The organism is Caulobacter rhizosphaerae (assembly GCF_010977555.1).
GTDB classification, from domain to species: Bacteria; Pseudomonadota; Alphaproteobacteria; order Caulobacterales; family Caulobacteraceae; genus Caulobacter; species Caulobacter rhizosphaerae.
In genome coordinates this window covers 5,011,244-5,030,381 of sequence record NZ_CP048815.1, presented here as the reverse complement: position 1 = coordinate 5,030,381, position 19,138 = coordinate 5,011,244, and the positions used below count along the sequence as shown (strand labels likewise).

The following is a 19,138-nucleotide window of genomic DNA, read 5'->3' as shown; positions in this document are numbered from 1 at the left end:
GAGAAAGATCCACGCCTTGGCGTCGGGGACGAGGTAGGGGACACGCCGCAAGGGCGTGTCCCCGGCCCGCCTACACCTTCAGCCGGTACCCGGTCTTGAACACCCACCACACCGCCGTCAGGCAGGCGGCCAGGAAGCACAGCGTGGCGCCGAAGCTGACGATCGGGTTCAGGTCCGACACGCCGTAGAAGCTCCAGCGGAAGCCGCTGACCAGGTAGACCACCGGGTTGAACAGGGTGATCTTCTGCCAGATCGGCGGCAGCATGCTGATCGAATAGAAGCTGCCGCCCAGGAAGGTCAGGGGCGTGACCACCAGCATCGGCACGATCTGCAGCTTCTGGAAGTCGGTGGCCCAGACCCCGATCACGAAGCCGAACAGGCTGAAGGTGATCGCCGTCAGCACCAGGAAGCCCAGCATCCAGAACGGGTGGGAAATCTCGTACGGCACGAAGATCCGGGCCGTGGCCAGGATCAGCAGGCCCAGGCACACCGACTTGGTCGCCGCCGCCCCGACATAGCCGATCACCGTCTCGATCCATGAGACCGGAGCCGACAGCAGTTCGTAGATCGTCCCGGCCCACTTGGGCATGTAGATGCCGAACGAGGCGTTGGAAATGCTCTCGCCCAGCAGCGACAGCATGACCAGGCCGGGGATGATGAAGGCGGCGTAGCTAACGCCGTCGATGGCCTGCATCCGCGAGCCGATCGCCGAGCCGAACACCACGAAGTACAGCGAGGTCGACAGCACCGGCGAGATCACGCTCTGGGCCAGGGTGCGGAACCAGCGGGCCATCTCGAAGCGGTAGATGGACTTGATGGCGTGGATGTTCATTGCGGCGCCCTCACCAGGCTGACGAAGATGTCTTCCAGCGAGCTCTGGCTGGTGTGCAGGTCCTTGAAGTCGACGCCCTCTTCGGAGAGCCGGCGCAGCAGGCCGGCGATGCCGGTCTCCTCGGCCTGGGCGTCGAAGGTGTAGACCAGCTCGTGGCCGTCGGCCGCCAGCTCCAGCGGATACTCCGAAAGCCTGGCGGGGATGGCCTCCAGCGGGCTCTGCAGCTGCAGGGTCAGCTGCTTCTTGCCCAGCTTGCGCATGAGCACGTCCTTGTCCTCGACCAGGATGATCTCGCCCTTGCTGATCACCCCGATCCGGTCGGCCATCTCCTCGGCCTCCTCGATATAATGGGTGGTCAGGATGATGGTGACGCCGCTTTCGCGCAGCTTGCGGACCATCTCCCACATGTCGCGGCGCAGCTCGACGTCGACGCCGGCGGTGGGCTCGTCCAGGAACAGGATGGTCGGCTCGTGGCTCAGGGCCTTGGCGATCATCACCCGCCGCTTCATGCCGCCGGACAGCGCCATGATCTTGCTGTCCTTCTTGTCCCACAGGGACAGGTCGCGGAGGATCTTCTCGACATAGGCCGGGTTGGGCGCCTTGCCGAACAGGCCGCGGCTGAAATTGGTGGTGGCCCAGACGGTCTCGAAGGCGTCGGTGTGCAACTCCTGCGGCACCAGCCCGATCTTGGTCCGGGCGGCGCGGTAGTCCTTGACCACATCGTGGCCGTCGGCGGTCACCGAGCCGGTGCTGGGATTGACGATGCCGCAGATGATGCTGATCAGCGTGGTCTTGCCGGCCCCGTTGGGGCCCAGCAGGGCGAAGATCTCGCCCTTGCGGATGTCGAGATCGACGGTCTTCAGGGCCTGGTGGCCGGAAGCATAGGTCTTGGTCAGACCGGAAACGGAAATGATCGCCATGGAGCCCCTGGGTGCGCGGCCGTCCCGCCCTGGAACCGGGCCGCCAGAGCCAGATGGGGCCCGGTCGGCGACTTGGCTAGGGCTGATCAGGCTTATGAGCGGAAGTTTGTCAGGCTATGTCCACCACCGCGGCTGGGTCCACCGCCCGCCTGTACCCCCAGTCGGTCCTGACCGTCGCCCCATCCTTGGCCGCCGAGTCCAGGATCGCCTGCATCAGCCGCATGTCCTGCAGGCCTTCCTCGCCCGGTGAGACCATCGGCGCCTTGCCGCGCACCACGTCGGCCATCCAGTCCATCTCGCGGGCGAACTGGTCGACGGGCGGGGCGGGGACCGGCGGCTGGGCCTGGCCGCCCTTGACCACGGTCAAGCGGTTGCCGCCATAGAAGGCGGCCGGATCGGCCACCAGCCGGCCCTGCTCGCAGATCGCCTCGAAGGCCATGGTCGGGGCGTAGGCGAACGAGGTGGAGCCGTTGGCGATCACGCCCGACGGGAAGCGGAACTGCCAGTTGATCAGGTCCTGCGTCTCCTTGAAGCGGGGATCGGCCGGGTCGGTCCAGGCCCAGGCCTGCACCGCGACCGGCTCCTCGTTCAGCAGGTAGCGGGCGGCGCTGATCCCGTAGACGCCCATGTCGCCCAGGGCGCCGGCGCCCGACAGGGCGGCGTCCAGCCGCCAGGCGTCGGACGGGTCCGAGGGGTCGGCCTGCCGGCCCATGGTGGTGTTGATCTGCCGCACGCGGCCCAGAGACTTGGCGCGCAGCCGGCGCATGACGTCCAGGTTCAGCGGCTCGTAGTGGCAGCGATAGGCGATCATCAGGTGGCGGTTCGTGGCCTTGGCGGCGGCGATCATCGCCTCGGCGTCGGCGATGGTGGTGGCCATCGGCTTCTCGCACAGCACGTGCTTGCCGGCCTTCAGCGCCTTGATCGTGTGCTCGGCGTGCAGCGCATTGGGCAGGACGATGTAGACGACCTGGATGCGCGGGTCCTGGGCCATGCGGTCGTAGTCGTCATAGCCGTAGACCGCGTCGGCCGGCAGGCCGTTCTCGGCGGCGACGCGGCGGGCCTTGTCCGGATGGCCGCTGACCACGGCGGCCAGCTTGGCGCCCTTGGCGACCTTCAGGCCGGGGATCAACTGACCCAGGCTCAGCTTGCCCAGGCCGACGATGGCGAAGCCGACCTTGTCGGTCTCCGGCCCCGCGGCCCTGGCGCCGGCGGGCGCCAGGGCCGCGGCTGCGCCGGCCGCGCCCAGCAGGCTACGTCTGGAAATGGGGTTCGGCATGAGAACTCCTTCGGCTTTGAGACAAGGGCTGGAAAACCTGTCCGAGGATGGCCCGCATAGGGGCGCGTCTCAGGAGACGGTCGCGAGGCGACGCCGTGCGCGATCAGGATCGTCAGGGCGCAGGCCGATACCCGCATGACGTTTGCTCCCGCGATCCTCCGGTCTCGGCGGCCGGAGGTTTCGGAGTTTAGGATAGCGCCGAATGTTAGCGTTACCAGCACAATGTTCGATTGAGCGCCGACGCCGGGCCGAAACGCAAACAGCGCCCGTGCCGAGGGGAGGGCACGGGCGCTGCGCTTCTAAGGACGCTGGGGCCGGCCGGGGGGGAGAAGCCGGGTTGTCCGCGTCGAAGAAGAGATTGGGATGCGAACCGGGCTTCGCAACGGCGCGACCAAGGTCATTTCGCGGCGAGTTCGTTTCAGGCCGTCAAACTTGTTGCCGCTGAAGGTTCGGCCTGGGCGTGCGGGGCGATCATCGTCATGGCCTTGAGCTTGGCCGCCAGGGTTGCGCGGTCGTCGACCCGCTCCAGGCGGATGGTGTTCTTGGCCATGCCCATCGACATCACCGCGCGGAACGCCATCAGGTCGCCGGGAGCGGCCGTGAAACGCTCCTCGACGGGTCGGTTCTGCGACGCGGCCAGGCCGCCGAAGCCGGCCGCCAGGACGTGCGCCCCGGGCGCGATCGACAGCGCCGTGAAGCGCGGGCTCTTCAGCTGGGCCGCGGCGACGCCGTCCAGCACCAGGTTCAGGCCGACCGCCTTGCCGACGAAGCCCTCGCGGAACACGATCAGCAGGGCCTGGCCCGGCTCGGCGCGAAAGGCCAGGGCGGCTTCCTTCTGGGCCGGGGTGGCGGCCTTGGAGCCCTTGGTCCCGACCAGGTTGGCCATCGCGAAGGTGGTGATCGCGCCGAAGATCAGGCCTGGCAGCCAGATCGGAGAGCTGGGCGGCTGGCCGCTCGCCGAGGCCGCGAAGCCCAGGACGAAGCTGAGGGCCACACTGACGACGAGGCCGGTGACGACGGCGGGAACATACTTGGTCATGGACGTCCTGGCTGAGGTGGAAGGCGCAACCCTAGGCTGGATTTCGCAGGGCTCCAAGACACGTCCTATCCCCGAACCGCGCCCGGTAGGCCTGGGGCGTGGTGGCCAGGGACTTGCGGAAGTGGTGGCGCAGGGCCGCCGCGCCGAAGCCGACGGTGTGGGCGATCTGTTCGACGCCGGCCGGCGTGGTCTCCAGCAGTTCGCGGGCCTGGGCCAGGCGCTCGGCCAGCAGCCAGCGGGCCGGGGTCGTGCCGGTGGCGGCCTCGAACCGCCGCAGGAAGGTGCGCGGGCTCATGCCGGCCGCGTCGGCCAGGGTCTTGACCGTGTGCTCGCGGGAGAGGTCGGCGCGCATGCGGTCCAGGATCGGCGACAGGCGCGAGGCCTCGTGGGCGGTCGGCACCGGCCGCTGGATGAACTGGGCCTGGCCGCCGTCGCGGTGCGACGGGATCACCAGTCGCCGGGCCACGATGTTGGCCGCCTCCGGGCCGAAGTCGCGGCGGATCAGGTGCAGGCCCAGGTCCAGCCCCGCGGCGCTGCCGGCCGAGGTCAGGACCTGACCCTCGTCGACATAGAGCACGTCGGGCAGCACATCGATGTCGGGATAGCGGGCGCGCAGCGTGTCGACGTGACGCCAGTGAGTGGTGGCCCGCCCCCCGGCCAGCAGACCCGCCGCCGCCAGCACGAAGACGCCCGAGCAGATCGACATCACCCGCGCGCCGTTGGCGTGGGCTGCCCGCAGGGCCTTGATCAGCGGCCGGGGCACAGGCGTATCGGCGCCCCGCCAGCCCGGGGCGATGATCGTACCGGCCCGCTCGACCAGCTCAAGCCCGCCGTCGGCGATCACCTGAACGCCGCCCAGGCCGCGCAAGGGTCCCGGCTCGATCGCGGCGGTGGCGAACACGTACCAGTCCGGGCCCATCTCGGGACGGGGCAGGCCGAACAGCTCGACCGCCACCCCGAACTCGAAGGTGCACAGGCCGTCATAGGCCAGGGCGACGACGTTTCGGTTGGCAAGTCCGGGGCGATCGGCGGGGTTTGGCATGATCTTTACGGCCTATGTCAATCCTGCCAACTAACGCCCCGCCGCCGCCTGGGGCAAGTCTTCGGCGCCCAACAGAGGAGGCCGCCATGAGCTTTGTTTCCGCCATCCCCGCCGCGCCGTCGCCGGAAGCCGCCACCCACTTCGCCCGCCGCCTGGCCCTGGAGACCGACTGCGCCGACGTCGCTGCCGCGATGAAGGCTGGCGAGATGGACTTCGTCCTGTTGCATGTGGTCGGCTCGCCGCAGGCCTATGCCCGCCGCCATGTGCCCGGCGCGATCCACCTGCGCCACGCCGAGATCACGGCCGAGCGGATGTCTGAATGGCCGGCCGACACCCTGTTCGTGGTCTATTGCGCCGGACCGCACTGCAACGGCGCCGACCGGGCCGCGCTGAAGCTGGCGACGCTGGGCCGCCCCGTGAAGCTGATGATTGGCGGGATCACCGGCTGGAGAGACGAAGGCCTGCCGTTCGCGACCGGAACATGGCCGGGAACCCTGGCGGCCTGACCGTCCTCGCTGCGGGGAACCGCGTCGCGCGCGGGGTCCATGCCAAGTCGGCCGAAGGGAGCGTTCACATGATCACCTGCTACCTGCGCTACGTCATCGACCCCTACAGGCTGGCCGAGTTCGAGGCCTATGCGAAACTGTGGATCCCGCTGGTCAACCGGATGGGCGGGATCCATCACGGCTATTTCCTGCCCGGCGAGGGCGCCAACAACATCGCCGTGGCGCTGTTCAGTTTTCCCAGTCTGGCCGCCTATGAGGCCTATCGCGCCAGCATCCCTGGGGATCGCCGATGCCAGGAGGCCCTGGCCCTGGCCGACCGGACCCGCTGCATCGTCAGCTACCAGCGCAGCTTCATGCGTCCCGTCCTGGACGCGGACTGTGAGCGGCCGGGCGCCTAGAGGCCGCTCCAACCGTCGATCTCATGAGCCGCCGTCCAGTCGGAGAGCGTTCCGATTTTGGCCTGACCAATTCCACTATTTGAAACCAAAATTCTATTTCTCGTTGAAAACGAACGCCTTGTTTCGAAATTGAAACTAAATAAGTCTAGCAAAATCAATTAGTTGAAAAAAATCTCCCATAAATTCAAAACATTTTATTCCCAAAAACATATTTATCTGAGAAATTAAACGTGGCCGGCCGGGTGGGATGACGCAAGAGGTCAGGCCAATAAGAGCCGCCGCCAAGGCGGCTCGAATACGCAAGGAGGGATATCTTGAGCTTGAGAACCGGATCCATGGGCGCCTTGAGGGTCGCGCTGCTGTCGGCCACCGTCATTGGAGGATTGCCCGCCCTTGCGGCAGCGCAGGAATCTGCCGCGCCCCAGGCTGCGTCCCAAGGCGATACGCTCGACGCGGTCGTCGTGACCGGCTTCAAGCAGAGCTACGCCAACGCCGTTCGCGCCAAGAAGAACGCCATCGAAATCACCGACGGCATCTCGTCGGACGGCCTGGGCCGCTTCCCGGACCTGAACGTCGGCGAGGCCCTGCAGCGCATTCCGGGCGTCCAGATCAACCGCGAGGCCGAGGGCCGCGACGCCACTATCAACCTGCGCGGCATGCCGGGCGAATACGCCCGCAACACCCTGAACGGCCAGTCGTTCGCCGGCCCCGCCCTGTTGCGCGACAACCAGGGCTCGCCGCTGGGCGCGTTCAACTCCGACATCTTCTCGGCCTTCGTGATCCAGAAGTCGCCGATGGCCAACACCGTGTCCGGCGGCCTTTCGGGCAATGTCGACCTGCAGATCGCGCCGGCCCTGTCGCGCAAGGATGGCGGTTTCGCCAAGCTGTCCTACGAGCACAACACCCTGGGCGACCTGAACGCCCCGGCCGCGACCCTGGGTTACAACAAGCACCTGACGGACGACCTCGCGGTGTTCGGGACCATCGCCTACAAAAAGGAAAACTTCCGCCGCGACACGATCCGGCTGAACAATTACGACTATCTGACCTCGGCGATGACGGGCCTGGCGCCCACCCAGTTCAACGCCGCCTATGGCCAGTACTTCTCACCGACCGCCTGCGCCCTGAGCGCCACCTCGTACTGCCGCTCGCTCGGCCAGGCCCTGGGCCTGTCGCAGGCGAATGCGTCGCCCTATGTCACCAGCAACACCGGCTCGAAGGGCACGAACGGCGTCTGGGCCAACTCGGCCATCCGCCAATACACCCGCATGAACGTCGGTAAGGTCTGGTCGGGTTCGGCCGGGTTCGAATGGAAGCCGAACGACAACACCAAGATCGGCCTGATCGGTTTCAAGACCGATCGCAACCTGCCCGACACCACCCAGTATTTCATGATCAACTACGTGGCGCCGTCCTCGACCCCCGGCGCGGGCACGGTGATCACCCCGACCGGCACGCCGATCCAGACCAATGACGGCCGCTACCTGTACGAGAGCTATACGTTCAACAATATCAACGCCCTGTCCTCAACGCGCCTCTATTCGCAGCGCCAGAAGTCGGACGGGGTGATCGGCAATGTCGACTGGAGCAACGAAGACTGGCGCTTCGCCGGGGCGCTGACCCTGTCGTCGGGCTCCAACGCCTCGGTCGAGACCGAGGTCGACGTCAACAACTATACCCGCCCCGGCGGCAACGGCGTCTCCGGCTCGATCACCACCGGTTTGGACGACATTGGCGGCTTCCAATACACGACGTCGCCCACGCCGCAGAACGCGATCGCGAGCGGCCAGACCTGGACCTGGGGCGGCGCCAACGATCCCACCTCGTTCTACAACAACGGCACATCCGCCAATTCGACCAACCAGATCCAGATCCAAGGCACCGAGAGCTTCGCCAAGAACGAGCTCAACAGCGTGGCGCTGGACGTCGAGCGCTTCGTCTCGCTCGGCCCGATCAAGAGCGTGCAGGCCGGCGTGCGTCTCGAGCGCGAAAAGTACGTGTCGACCGGCTACCGGGTCTATGCCTACGGCGCCCAACTGAGCAAGATCACCTCAAGCATGATGATCACCGCCCCGTTCGTGAAGGACTTCATGGGCGGCTCGGTCGACGGCTACAGCCACAACTGGCAGGTCCTGAACGTCCACGACTTCCTGGACGCCGTCCGTCCGGTCACGCCCTATCAGAGCGGCGGCCTGTCGACCCAGGGCTTCAACATTCAGTACGCCGACAGCAGCTATTACGACAAGAACTTCACCAACGAGAACGATATCAATCAGTTCTACGTCCAGGCCAAGTACGACACCCAGATCTTCGGCCACGGCGTGCGCGGCAACTTCGGCGGACGCTACGAAGACACCGACAACACCATCACGACGCTGGACCGCGTCACCCCGCCCACGGACTCGATCGGTTCGCCGAACGACTTCAAGACCGATGAATACAAGAACAAGTACCACTACTTCCTGCCGTCGGCGATCTTCGTGGCCGACGTCACCGACGACCTGATCCTGCGCGGCGCCTATTACAAGACCTATGTGCGTCCGCACCCGCGCCAGTACTCGCCCTCGACCAAGGTCAACCCGGCCCAGATCCTCAACAACAGCCTCAGCTCGGGCTCGGTCAACGTCTATGACGTCTCGGTGGCGATCGGCAACAACAAGCTTCGGCCCTATCTGGCCGAGTCCTTCGACCTGTCGCTGGAGTGGTACAACCGCCCCAACGGCCTGATCTCGCTGGCCTATTTCCGCAAGAACATCACCGGCCGCATCGCCTCGACCTCGGATCCGGCCCTGCTGTGCCCGGCCGACGGCTCGACCTGGGGCTTCGGCGCCCTGTCGTGGGACGGCACCTACTGCAACGCCACCAGCCTCTCCAGCGCCAGCAAGCAGGTGCACGTCAACGCTAGCGGCGCCTACAACCTCGACAAGAAGACCACCGTCGAGGGCGTCGAGTTCAACATCCAGCAGAACCTCGACTTCCTGCCGGGCTTCCTGGCGAACCTCGGCGGCAGCTTCAACTACGCCTACACCATGTCCAAGAGCCCGGCGATCGCGCCTTTCCCGGGCATCTCCAAGCACAATGTCAACGTGATCGGCTACTACGAGACGCCGAAGTACGGCGTGCGCATGGTCTACAACTACCGCTCGGACTACCCGCTGAACGCCAACGGCACCTACACCGGCGGCGCCCGCTCGGTGAAGCCGCGCGGCCAGCTGGACCTGTCGGCCTCCTACAATGTGACCGACAATTTCACCCTGTCGCTGGACGCCTACAACCTGACCAACGCCAAGCGGTTCGAATACGAGAACGACCATCGGGTCTCGCGCTGGGTCGACTATGACGGTCGCACCTACACCCTGACGGCGCGCGCGACCTTCTGATCTTCACTCTCCTCGTGAAGCGCCTGAGGGCCGGTCCATTCGTGGACCGGCCTCTTTTTTCGGCCGACGACCAATCGCACCGTGAGGTGGAGCGGGACTGGAGTTCACTGCGTAAGGATCATGCGCTCGTCGCTCAAAACCCGGGCGCCCGGGGGCCGCCTCATGGCGCGTTCAGTATTACATATTGCATCCTTCGTAATATCGCCGATGGATGCCCGACATGGACACGCCCTCTTCCACCCTGGCGCGGCTGAGCATCAGCCTGCCGGCCGACCTGATGGCCCAGCTCGACGCCATGGTGGCCGAGCGCGGCCTGCCCAGCCGCTCGCAGATGATCGCCGAACTGATCCGCCATGAACTGGCCGAGCACAGCGGCGAACGCCCCGACGCGGTGCTGGCCGGCACCATCACCCTGATCTATCGCGCCGAGAGCGGCCGGGTGCGTCACGCCCTGGCCCAGGCCCAGTTGGGCTACGTGAAGGAAGTGATCTCGGCTCAGAACGTCTTCCTGGAAGACGACCAGGCCATGGAGGTCCTGCTGGTCCAAGGCCCGTCCGAGCGCCTGCAGAACCTGTGTGACGACCTCCGCAAGGTGCGCGGCGTCCAACAGATCAAGCTTGTCACCACCACCGCCCTGCTGCCGCCGCTGCACTTCCACGGCGACGAGCCCGACGGAGAGGCCCCGTGAGCGACACCGCGACGCCCTACGCCGCCCAGGCTCACGCCCGCGCCCAGGCGGGAACCCGCGTCGAGGCCATGCCCACCGTCCCGGCCCGCGCCGCCGTCGACCTGCCGCCGGGCGTCCTGGCCGGCGATGTCGTCTGGGACGAGATCATCGCGCCCGGAGGCTACGCCAGCCGCCAGATCGCCCGAGGCTCGCGCCTGCGTCTGACCGACCTGGCCGGCGACGCGTCCGTCTCGCTGCTGATTTTCAACGCCGAGCGCCCGATCGAGCGCCTGAACATCGCCGACACCCTGAAGGTGCAGTGGAACGGCTATCTCGGCCCGGGCCGCCTGCTGCTGTCCGACATGGGCCGGGTGCTGGCCAGCCTCGTCGAGGACGAGGCCGGCACGCACGACGCCTTCTGCGGCGCCTCAAACCAGGCCAGCAACGCCCGCAAGTATGGCGACGGCTTCAATCATGGCGCCCATCCCAACGCCCGCGACCGCTTCTCGCTGGGCGTCGCCAAGTTCGGCCTGGGTCGCAAGGACATCCACCCCTGCCTCAACCTGTTCAAGGCGGTCCGCATTGGCCAGGGCGGCGAGACGGTGATCGACGTCGGCCCCTACGCGCCCGGCCGGTTCGTGACCCTGCGCGCCGAGATGGACCTGATCGTGGTCCTGGCCAACTGCCCGCACGTGCTGGACCCCCGCCCGGACTACGCCGTCACCCCGCTGCGCGCCACCGCCTGGCGTGGGGCGGTCACGCCGCAGGACGACCCGATCCGCAACGCGACGCCCGAAGGCCTCCGCGCCTTCCTGAACGTCGAAGATTACTTTTCGCGCTGAGGACCCTGGCAATGGCGTTCGATCCCCCCGCCTTGAACGACATCGTCCATGACGAGGTGGTTCCCGCCCGCGCCCCCTGGCTGCATACGGTCAAGGCGGGCCAGACGCTGCGCATCGTCGACCTGGAGGGCAACCAGGCCGTCGACTTCCTGGCCTACAGCGCCGCCGACGACGCCGAGCGCTACAGCGCCCAGGACACCATCGCCGCCCAGAACAACATCTTCCTGCGCGAGGGTTCGGTGCTGCTGTCCAACGAGGGGGCGCCGATGATGACGGTGACGGCGACGGCCGTGGCCTATCACGACACCATCGGCGGGGCCTGCTCGTGCGAGAGCAACACCCTGCGCTACGGCCACCACACCAAGGCCCAGCACGCTTGCGTCGAGAACTTCCTGGTCGCCAACGCCGGCCAGGGCCGCGGCAAGCGCGACATGGTCAGCAACGTCAACTGGTTCATGAACGTCCCCGTCGAGGTCGACGGGGCCCTGGGCATTGTCGACGGGATCTCCGCGCCCGGCCTCTATGTCGACCTGCGCGCCGAGATGGACGTGGTGGTGGTGGTCTCCAACTGCCCGCAGATCAACAATCCCTGCAACGGCTTCAATCCGACGCCGGTGCGCATGATCATCGCCCAGTAGGACCGCGCCATGTTCGACAAGGTCCTGATCGCCAATCGCGGCGCCATAGCCTGCCGCATCATCCGCACCCTGAAGGCCATGGGCGTGAAGTCGGTGGCCGTATTCAGCGACGCCGACGCCGGCTCGCTGCACGTCTCCCTGGCCGACGAGGCCGTGCGCCTGGGCCCGGCCCCGGCCGCCGAGAGCTATCTGCGCGCCGACCTGGTGCTGGCGGCGGCCAAGGCCACGGGCGCCCAGGCCATCCACCCGGGCTACGGCTTCCTCAGCGAGAACGCCGCGTTCGCCCAGGCGTGCGAGGACGCCGGGATCGCCTTCGTCGGTCCCACGCCCGACAACATCCGCGCCTTCGGCCTGAAGCACACGGCGCGGGACCTTGCCCAGGCCCACGGCGTGCCGCTGGCGCCGGGCACCGACCTGCTGGTCGATCCCCAGGCCGCGCGCGAGGCGGCGGAGCGGATCGGCTTCCCCGTGATCCTCAAGGCCACGGCCGGGGGAGGGGGCATCGGCATGCGCGTCTGCGAGAGCGCGGAGGCGGTCGAGGAGGCCTTCGCCGCCGTCCAGCGCCTGGCCACCGGCAATTTCAGCGACGGCGGCGTCTTCCTGGAGCGCTATGTCCGCAAGGCGCGCCATGTCGAGGTGCAGGTGTTCGGCGACGGCGCCGGAAAGGTCGTGGCCCTGGGCGAGCGCGACTGCTCGCTGCAGCGGCGCAACCAGAAGGTCGTCGAGGAGACCCCCGCCCCCGGCCTGCCGGCCGCCACCCGCGCGGCCCTGCTGGACGCCGCCGTGCGCCTGGCCTCGGCGGCGAACTACAAGTCCGCCGGCACGGTCGAGTTCCTGTACGACGCCGATCGCGACGACTTCTTCTTCCTGGAGGTCAATACCCGCCTGCAGGTCGAGCACGGGGTGACCGAGCAGGTCACAGGCGTGGACCTGGTCGAGTGGATGGTGCGCGGCGCGGCCGGCGACTTCGCCTTTCTCGACGCCCCGCCGCCCGAACCCCGAGGCGCGTCGATCCAGGTGCGGCTCTATGCCGAGGATCCGGCGCAGGACTATCGACCCAGCTCGGGCGTCCTGACCGAGGTCGTGTTCCCGGGCGGCGTCCGGGCCGACGGCTGGGTGGTCGACGGGACCGAGGTCAGCGCCTTCTACGACCCGATGCTGGCCAAGCTGATCGTCACCGCTCCGGACCGCGTGGCGGCGGTGGCGGCGCTGCAGCAGGCGCTGGACGACACTCGCCTTTCGGGCATTGAGACGAATCTGGACTGGCTGCGCGCCGTGGTCCGCAGCGCGCCGTTCGTCAGCGGCGAGGTCTCGACCCGCGCCCTGGAGACCGTGGCCTGGACGCCCGACACCGTCCAGGTGCTGAGCGGCGGGCCCGCCACCACCGTTCAGGACTGGCCGGGCCGCCAGGGCTACTGGGACGTCGGCGTGCCGCCCTCGGGACCGATGGACGCCCTGTCGTTCCGGCTGGGCAATCGCCTGCTGGGCAATGGCGCGGACGCCGCCGGCCTGGAGATCACCGCCCTCGGCCCGACCCTGAAGTTCAACCGCGCCGCCGTCGTCTGCCTGACCGGCGCGCGGTTCGATGCTCGTCTGGACGGGGCGCCGGTCGAGCTCTACGCGCCGCTCACCGTCCAGCCCGGCCAGGTGCTGAAGATCGGCCGGGCGCTGGAGGCGGGCTTGCGCGGCTATCTGCTGTTCCAGGGCGGGCTGGACGTACCGGCCTATCTGGGCAGCCGCTCGACCTTCACCCTGGGCGGTTTCGGCGGCCATGCCGGTCGGAACCTGACGGCTGGCGACGCGCTGCGGTTGACTGATGGGGACAGGCACATGTGCCTGTCCCCGACCTCGCCCCTGCCGTCTACCCTGCGTCCCGTCCTGGACAAGGCCTGGACGATCCGCGTCCTGCCCGGCCCCCACGGCGCCCCCGACTTCTTCACGCCGGCCGACGTCGCCATGATCGGCGGCACGGACTGGAAGGTTCACTACAACTCCAACCGCACTGGCGTGCGCCTGGTGGGGCCCAAGCCCGAATGGGCGCGGCGCGACGGCGGCGAGGCCGGGCTGCATCCCTCGAACATCCACGACAACGCCTACGCCATCGGGGCGGTCGACTTCACCGGCGACATGCCGATCATCCTGGGTCCGGACGGTCCGTCGCTGGGCGGCTTTGTCTGTCCGTTCGTGATCATCCAGGCCGACCTCTGGAAGGCCGGCCAGTTGGCGCCGGGCGACACCGTCCGCTTCGCGGTCGTGGACGACGCGGCGGCGGCTTCCGCTCTTTCCAAACAGGAAGCTTTGCTCGGCGCGGTGAGCCCCCTCAGTCGCTCCGCGACAGCTCCCCCAGAGGGGGAGCATCTGGGCGCCATAGATCCTCCCCCCCTGGGGGAGGTGGCGGCGAAGCCGACGGAGGGGGACAGCCCCATCCTGGCCGAACTCCCCGCCGACGGTCACCGCCCGCACGTCACCTATCGCCGCCAGGGCGACCAGCACCTGCTGGTCGAGTATGGCCCGATCGTGCTGGACCTGGAGCTGCGTCTGCGGATCCACGCCCTGCTGCTCGACCTGCAAAGCCTGGCGCTGCCCGGCGTCATCGACCTGACGCCCGGGATCCGTTCTCTGCAGGTCCACTACGACAGCCGCCGCCTGACCCAGGCGCGGCTGCTGGAGATCCTGATCGCCGCCGAGGACCGGCTGGGCGGGCTGGACGACTTCGAGATCCCCTCTCGCGTCGTCCACCTGCCGCTGAGCTGGAAGGATCCCGCGATCTACCAGACGATCGACAAGTACATGCAGGCCGTCCGCGACGACGCGCCCTGGTGCCCGGACAACATCGAATTCATCCGTCGCGCCAACGGCCTCGACAGCATCGAGGACGTCCGCCGGATCGTGTTCGACGCCCGCTACCTGGTGATGGGCCTGGGCGACGTCTATCTGGGCGCGCCGGTGGCCACCCCCGTCGACCCGCGCCACCGCCTGGTGACCACCAAGTACAACCCGGCCCGCACCTGGACGCCGCCGAACGTCGTCGGCATCGGCGGGGCCTACATGTGCATCTACGGCATGGAGGGGCCGGGCGGCTACCAACTGTTCGGCCGGACGATTCAGGTCTGGAACACCTGGCGGCAGACCGAGGCCTTCACCGACGGCAAGCCCTGGCTGCTGCGCTTCTTCGACCAGATCCGCTTCTTCCCGGTCAGCGCCGAGGAGCTGACCGAATGGCGGCGCGACTTCCCGCTGGGCCGCCGCCGGATCCGCATCGAGGAGGAGACATTCCGCCTCTCGGACTACCGCAGGATGCTGGCCGAGAACGCCGAGGGCATCGCCGCCTTCCAGGCCAACCGCCAGGCCGCGTTCGACGCCGAGCGCGCCGACTGGGAGGCCAGGGGCGAGTTCGCGCGGGTCGAGGCGCTGTCCAGCGTGGCCGACGCCGAGACGGAGACGGAAGCCGTCCAGGTCCCGCCGGGCGCGGATCTGGTCGAGGCGCCGCTGGGCGGCAATGTCTGGAAGGTGCTGGTCGAGCCGGGGCAGCGGGTCGAGGCGGGTGCGGTCATCGCGATCATCGAGGCCATGAAAGCCGAGTGCGACGTCTCCACCCCGGTGGCCGGTGTCGTCAGCGCGGTCTACGCCCAGCCTTCGCAGGCCATCGCCGCGGGCGCGCCCGTCATCGCCGTGACCCCCGACCTGGAGGCCGCCGCGTGAGTTTCGAGCGCCTGGGCGTCGAAGCCATCGCCGCCGCCGTGAACGCCGGCGCCAGCGCGATCGAGGTCGCCCAGGCGGCCCTGGACGCGATCGGGGAATACGACCTAGTCCAGCCGCAGGTCTGGATCCTGCGCCTGCCGGCCGAAGCGGTTCTGGCCCAGGCCCGGGCGGTCGACGCCCGCGTCGCCGCCGGCGAGACCCTGCCCCTGGCCGGCGTTCCGTTCGCGGTGAAGGACAATATCGACGTCGGCGCCTACCCGACCACCGCCGCCTGCCCGGCCTTCGCCTACACGCCGGCGCGCTCGGCGACCGTGGTCGAACGGCTGGTCGCGGCCGGAGCGGTGCTGATCGGCAAGACCAATCTCGACCAGTTCGCCACCGGCCTGGTGGGCGCTCGCAGTCCGTACGGCGCGCCGCGCTGCGTGTTCAACCAGGCGTTCGTCAGCGGCGGCTCGAGCTCCGGCTCGGCCGTCGCCGTGGCGGCCGGCCTGGTCGCCTTCGCGCTCGGCACCGACACGGCCGGCTCGGGCCGGGTGCCGGCGGCGTTCAACCACCTGGTCGGCCTCAAGCCCAGCAAGGGCCGCTGGAGCACGCGGGGCCTGGTGCCGGCCTGTCGCTCGCTGGACTGCATCAGCGTCTTCGCCGCCGACCTCGCCGGCGCGGCGCGGGTGGACACGGTGTTGGCCGCCTTCGATCCCGAGGACGACTATTCCCGCCGCGCGCCCGAAATCCCTTCGACCCTGGCCATGGAAGGCCTGCGGTTCGCGATTCCGTTGCCGGAACAGCGGATCTTCTTCGGCGACGACGAGTCCGAGGCGCTCTATACCGCCGCCGTCGCAGGGCTGAAGGCGGCCGGCGGGGTTCCCGTCGAGGTCGACATCGGCCCGCTGCTCGACGCGGCCAAGCTGCTCTACAGCGGTCCCTGGGTGGCCGAGCGGACCGCCGCCGTCGAGTCCCTGCTGCGCGCCTCGCCCAGCGCCATCGAACCGACCGTGCGGGCCATCGTTCAGGGCGGTCTGGCCGTCACGGGCGTCGAGGCGTTTCGAGGCCTTTATGCGCTGGAAGGCCATCGCCGGGCCGCCGAGGCGATCTGGGACGTCGCCGACGTCCTGTTCCTGCCCACGACGCCGACCATCTGCACGGTGAAGGCGCTGAAAGCCGAGCCGCTGGCGCTGAACGCCAATCTCGGCCTCTACACCAACTTCGTGAACCTGCTGGACCTTTCCGCCCTGGCCGTTCCGGCCGGCTTCCGCGCCGACGGAACGGGCTTTGGCGTGACGCTGGTCGGCCCCGCCTTCGCCGACCGCGCGCTGCTGGACCTGGCCGCCCGCTACCTGGAGACCTTCCCCATGGCCGACACGCCCCCGCTGGACCTGACGCCCCACAAGCCCGGCGTGAAGCTGGCCGTGGTCGGCGCGCACCTGGCCGGCATGCCGCTGCACTGGCAACTGACCTCGCGCGAGGCCCGCCTGGTGTCGGCCACAACGACCGCGCCGGCGTACAAGCTCTACGCCATCGCCAATTCGGCCCCGCCCAAACCGGCGCTGGTCCATGTCGGCGAAGGCGGCGCGTCGATCGCCGTCGAAGTCTACGAACTGGGTGTGGAGGCTTTCGGCGCCTTCACGGCCGAGGTGCCCGCCCCGCTCGCCATCGGCACGGTGACCCTGGAGGACGGGACCTCCGTCAAGGGCTTCGTCGCCGAACCCCGCGCCCTGAACGGCGCGACGGACATCACCGAACTGGGCGGCTGGCGGGCCTATATCGCGTCGCTGGCGGGCTAAGGAGCGGGACTTCCAAGCATTTTTCCCCGGGATCGCGGAAAACCTGCTAGGCTTGCGCACGCGCTGAACTCGGCGCCCTTGCACAGCAGACAATCGTCTCGACGTTCCGACCACGCGACAGTCGCCTGGCCGGGTCTCGGCGCGCGCCTGCCCGGACCCGGAAACTACGATGACCCGACACGCCGAAATCACCTGGATCGCCCAGAACGGACGCCACACCACCTACGAGCGGATTTCCCATGTCGGCGGCGATACGCCGGAGCCCTGGTCGCTGACGATCCGCCAGGCGGTCAAGCTGGCCGACGCGGGCCAGCGTCGGTTCTTCGTGCTGCGCGACGGCGTCGAGGTGAAGGTCGAGGCCCTGACCAGCCGCACCGGCGCGCGCTATCTGAAGACGGCCAACGACCGCAACGAGCCCCACGAACTCCTGAAGCTTCCAGCCAATCCTGCGTTCGAGGCGCAACTGGCGGCCAGCGCTCTGGTCGCCTAGCCGCCCAGCCCCGCCAGCGCCTCCGGCCCGACCGCTCCAGGCTTGTCCAGCGGGAAGTCGTAGACGACCGTGGCGCCGTAGCGATGCGGGGCGTGCGGGTCGCGGCGGCGCTTGTCGAAGGCCAGCACGCGGGTGCCCAGCTTGAAGGCCTCCTTGATGTCGTGCGTCACCATCATGATCGTCAGGCCGTTGTCGCGCCAAAGGCCGGTGATCAGCTCGTGCATGTCCAGGCGGACGCCCGGATCCAGGGCCCCGAACGGCTCGTCCAGCAGCAGGATGCGGGGCTTCTTGATCAGGGCCTGGGCGATGGCCAGCCGCTGCTGCATGCCGCCCGACATCTTGGCCGGATAGAGGTCGCCGCTGTCGGCCAGGCCCACGGCGGCCAACATCGCGTCGGCCTCCTCCAGCGCCTTGCGGCGACGCGCGCCCGTCAGCCTGCCCAGGAGCGGCGAACCGGCGCAGTCCAGGCCGAAGACGACATTGTCGCGCGCCGACAGATGCGGGAACACCGAGTACTTCTGGAAGACCACCCCGCGGTCGGGTCCCGGCTCGGCCCGCAGCTTCTCGCCGTCGAGGTCGATCGCCCCGCGGGTCGGAGCCTCCTGGCCGATGATCAGCCGCAGGAACGTGCTCTTGCCCGCGCCGGATGGCCCGACGATCGAGACGAAGCTGCCCGGGGCGATCGACAGGTCGACCCGCTCGAGCACGACCTTGTCGCCGTACTCCACCCACACGTTGCGGAAGGTCAGCAGGCCCATCAGCGCGCCCTCTCCGGATAGGCCCAGGGATAGGCCCGGCGGGCGATCAGCCTCAGCGTCACGTCCATCGCCACCGCCAGGATCGAGATCCAGACGACGTAGGGCAGGATGATGTCCATCGACAGGTACCGGCGGACCAGGAAGATGCGGTAGCCCAGACCGACGTCGGCGGCGATCGCCTCGGCCGAGATCAGGTAGACCCAGGCCGGACATAGCGACAGCCGCAGGGAGTCGATCAGGCGCGGCATGGCCTGGGGCAGCGCCACGCGCAGGGTCAACTGCCAGGTGCTGGAGCCCAGGGTCTGGGCCTTGACCAGCTGTTCCTCGGGGATGGAACCCACGTGGGCCGCCAGGTCGCGGACCATCACCGGCGTCACCCCGATGACGATCAGGGCGATCTTGGCGGTCTCGCCCAGGCCGAAGACGATGAACAGGACCGGCAGGACCGCGATCGGCGGAATGACGGCGATCGCCGCCACCAGGGGTCCGAATTTGGCGCGCAGCAGCGGCAGCAGGCCAAGGCCCAGTCCCAGGATCAGGCTCAGCGCCGTGGCGATCAGCAGGGCCAGGCCGATGCGTTCCAGGCTGGCCAGGGTGTCGACCACCAGCGGCGCGTGGCCGGTCAGCGGATCGACCCGGGCCATCAGCTGCACGGCCTCGACCATGGCGGTCGGCGTCGGCAGCAGCTTGTCGCGCGGGTTGTCGGCGTGACGGGCCTGCGAGGCCATCAGATAGAGCAGCGCCGCCGCCAGCAGCGGCAGGGCCCCAAGCAGGACCGCGAGTCCGCCCCGGGGTCTGACGTTCAACAGGCGCATGATCGCTGACCGTAAGGTGAAGGACGCGCGTCCCCGCCGGGAGCGGAGACGC

16 protein-coding genes are annotated in these 19,138 nt (G+C 68.4%); 9 read left to right on the top strand and 7 right to left on the bottom strand.

What is annotated here, in order from left to right; all coding sequences use genetic code 11:
* Nucleotides 1–70: 70 nt before the first annotated feature.
* The 5 genes from G3M57_RS22925 to ftrA all read right to left on the bottom strand — a co-directional run bounded on the left by G3M57_RS22925 (nucleotide 71) and on the right by ftrA (nucleotide 5,109).
* Nucleotides 71–832: an ABC transporter permease gene (locus G3M57_RS22925; RefSeq protein ID WP_056756884.1), complete on the bottom strand. Its 762-nt coding sequence runs from the start codon at nucleotides 830–832 to the stop codon at nucleotides 71–73.
* Nucleotides 829–1,752: an ABC transporter ATP-binding protein gene (locus G3M57_RS22920; RefSeq protein WP_056756887.1), complete on the bottom strand. Its 924-nt coding sequence runs from the start codon at nucleotides 1,750–1,752 to the stop codon at nucleotides 829–831. Before G3M57_RS22920 ends, G3M57_RS22925 begins: the two co-directional genes overlap by 4 nt.
* A 109-nt stretch (nucleotides 1,753–1,861) precedes the next feature.
* Nucleotides 1,862–3,028: a Gfo/Idh/MocA family protein gene (locus G3M57_RS22915; RefSeq protein ID WP_163233194.1), complete on the bottom strand. Its 1,167-nt coding sequence runs from the start codon at nucleotides 3,026–3,028 to the stop codon at nucleotides 1,862–1,864.
* 418 nt (nucleotides 3,029–3,446) lie between these two features.
* Nucleotides 3,447–4,067 (bottom strand): hypothetical protein, encoded by a 621-nt coding sequence (locus tag G3M57_RS22910; RefSeq protein WP_163233193.1) that lies wholly within the window; start codon nucleotides 4,065–4,067, stop codon nucleotides 3,447–3,449.
* Between the two features lie 31 nt (nucleotides 4,068–4,098).
* Nucleotides 4,099–5,109, bottom strand: a complete 1,011-nt coding sequence (gene ftrA, locus G3M57_RS22905) for a transcriptional regulator FtrA (RefSeq protein ID WP_163233192.1) — start codon at nucleotides 5,107–5,109, stop codon at nucleotides 4,099–4,101.
* An 86-nt stretch (nucleotides 5,110–5,195) separates the two neighbouring features.
* On the opposite strand from ftrA, the gene G3M57_RS22900 reads away from it, so the two are divergent.
* From G3M57_RS22900 to G3M57_RS22860, 9 genes are all read left to right on the top strand, one after another.
* Nucleotides 5,196–5,615: a rhodanese-like domain-containing protein gene (locus tag G3M57_RS22900; protein ID WP_163233191.1), complete on the top strand. Its 420-nt coding sequence runs from the start codon at nucleotides 5,196–5,198 to the stop codon at nucleotides 5,613–5,615.
* A 68-nt stretch (nucleotides 5,616–5,683) separates the two neighbouring features.
* On the top strand, nucleotides 5,684–6,013 hold the full coding sequence (locus tag G3M57_RS22895; protein WP_163233190.1) for an NIPSNAP family protein: 330 nt from the start codon (nucleotides 5,684–5,686) through the stop codon (nucleotides 6,011–6,013).
* 314 nt (nucleotides 6,014–6,327) lie between these two features.
* On the top strand, nucleotides 6,328–9,393 hold the full coding sequence (locus tag G3M57_RS22890) for a TonB-dependent receptor (protein ID WP_373287713.1): 3,066 nt from the start codon (nucleotides 6,328–6,330) through the stop codon (nucleotides 9,391–9,393).
* A gap of 211 nt (nucleotides 9,394–9,604) precedes the next feature.
* Nucleotides 9,605–10,081, top strand: coding sequence for a CopG family ribbon-helix-helix protein (locus tag G3M57_RS22885; protein WP_163233189.1), 477 nt, complete (start codon nucleotides 9,605–9,607; stop codon nucleotides 10,079–10,081).
* Nucleotides 10,078–10,902 (top strand): urea amidolyase associated protein UAAP1, encoded by an 825-nt coding sequence (locus G3M57_RS22880; RefSeq protein ID WP_163233188.1) that lies wholly within the window; start codon nucleotides 10,078–10,080, stop codon nucleotides 10,900–10,902. The genes G3M57_RS22885 and G3M57_RS22880 overlap by 4 nt, the downstream gene beginning before the upstream one ends.
* 11 nt (nucleotides 10,903–10,913) lie before the next feature.
* Entirely contained in the window at nucleotides 10,914–11,540 is a 627-nt protein-coding gene (locus G3M57_RS22875; protein ID WP_163233187.1) for an urea amidolyase associated protein UAAP2, read from the top strand.
* Between the two features lie 9 nt (nucleotides 11,541–11,549).
* Nucleotides 11,550–15,242, top strand: coding sequence for an urea carboxylase (gene uca, locus G3M57_RS22870; protein ID WP_163233186.1), 3,693 nt, complete (start codon nucleotides 11,550–11,552; stop codon nucleotides 15,240–15,242).
* The gene (atzF, locus tag G3M57_RS22865) at nucleotides 15,239–17,023 is read left to right on the top strand and encodes an allophanate hydrolase (protein ID WP_163233185.1); all 1,785 of its coding nucleotides are present in this window, start codon (nucleotides 15,239–15,241) and stop codon (nucleotides 17,021–17,023) included. Before uca ends, atzF begins: the two co-directional genes overlap by 4 nt.
* Before the next feature lie 169 nt (nucleotides 17,024–17,192).
* Nucleotides 17,193–17,513: a DUF3892 domain-containing protein gene (locus tag G3M57_RS22860; protein ID WP_056756917.1), complete on the top strand. Its 321-nt coding sequence runs from the start codon at nucleotides 17,193–17,195 to the stop codon at nucleotides 17,511–17,513.
* On the opposite strand, the gene G3M57_RS22855 is transcribed toward G3M57_RS22860, so the two are convergent.
* Complete coding sequence (locus G3M57_RS22855) at nucleotides 17,510–18,271, bottom strand: ABC transporter ATP-binding protein (protein ID WP_056756920.1); 762 nt, start codon at nucleotides 18,269–18,271, stop codon at nucleotides 17,510–17,512. The genes G3M57_RS22860 and G3M57_RS22855 overlap by 4 nt on opposite strands.
* Nucleotides 18,271–19,086 (bottom strand): ABC transporter permease, encoded by an 816-nt coding sequence (locus tag G3M57_RS22850; RefSeq protein WP_056756922.1) that lies wholly within the window; start codon nucleotides 19,084–19,086, stop codon nucleotides 18,271–18,273. The genes G3M57_RS22855 and G3M57_RS22850 overlap by 1 nt, the downstream gene beginning before the upstream one ends.
* Nucleotides 19,087–19,138: the final 52 nt, after the last annotated feature.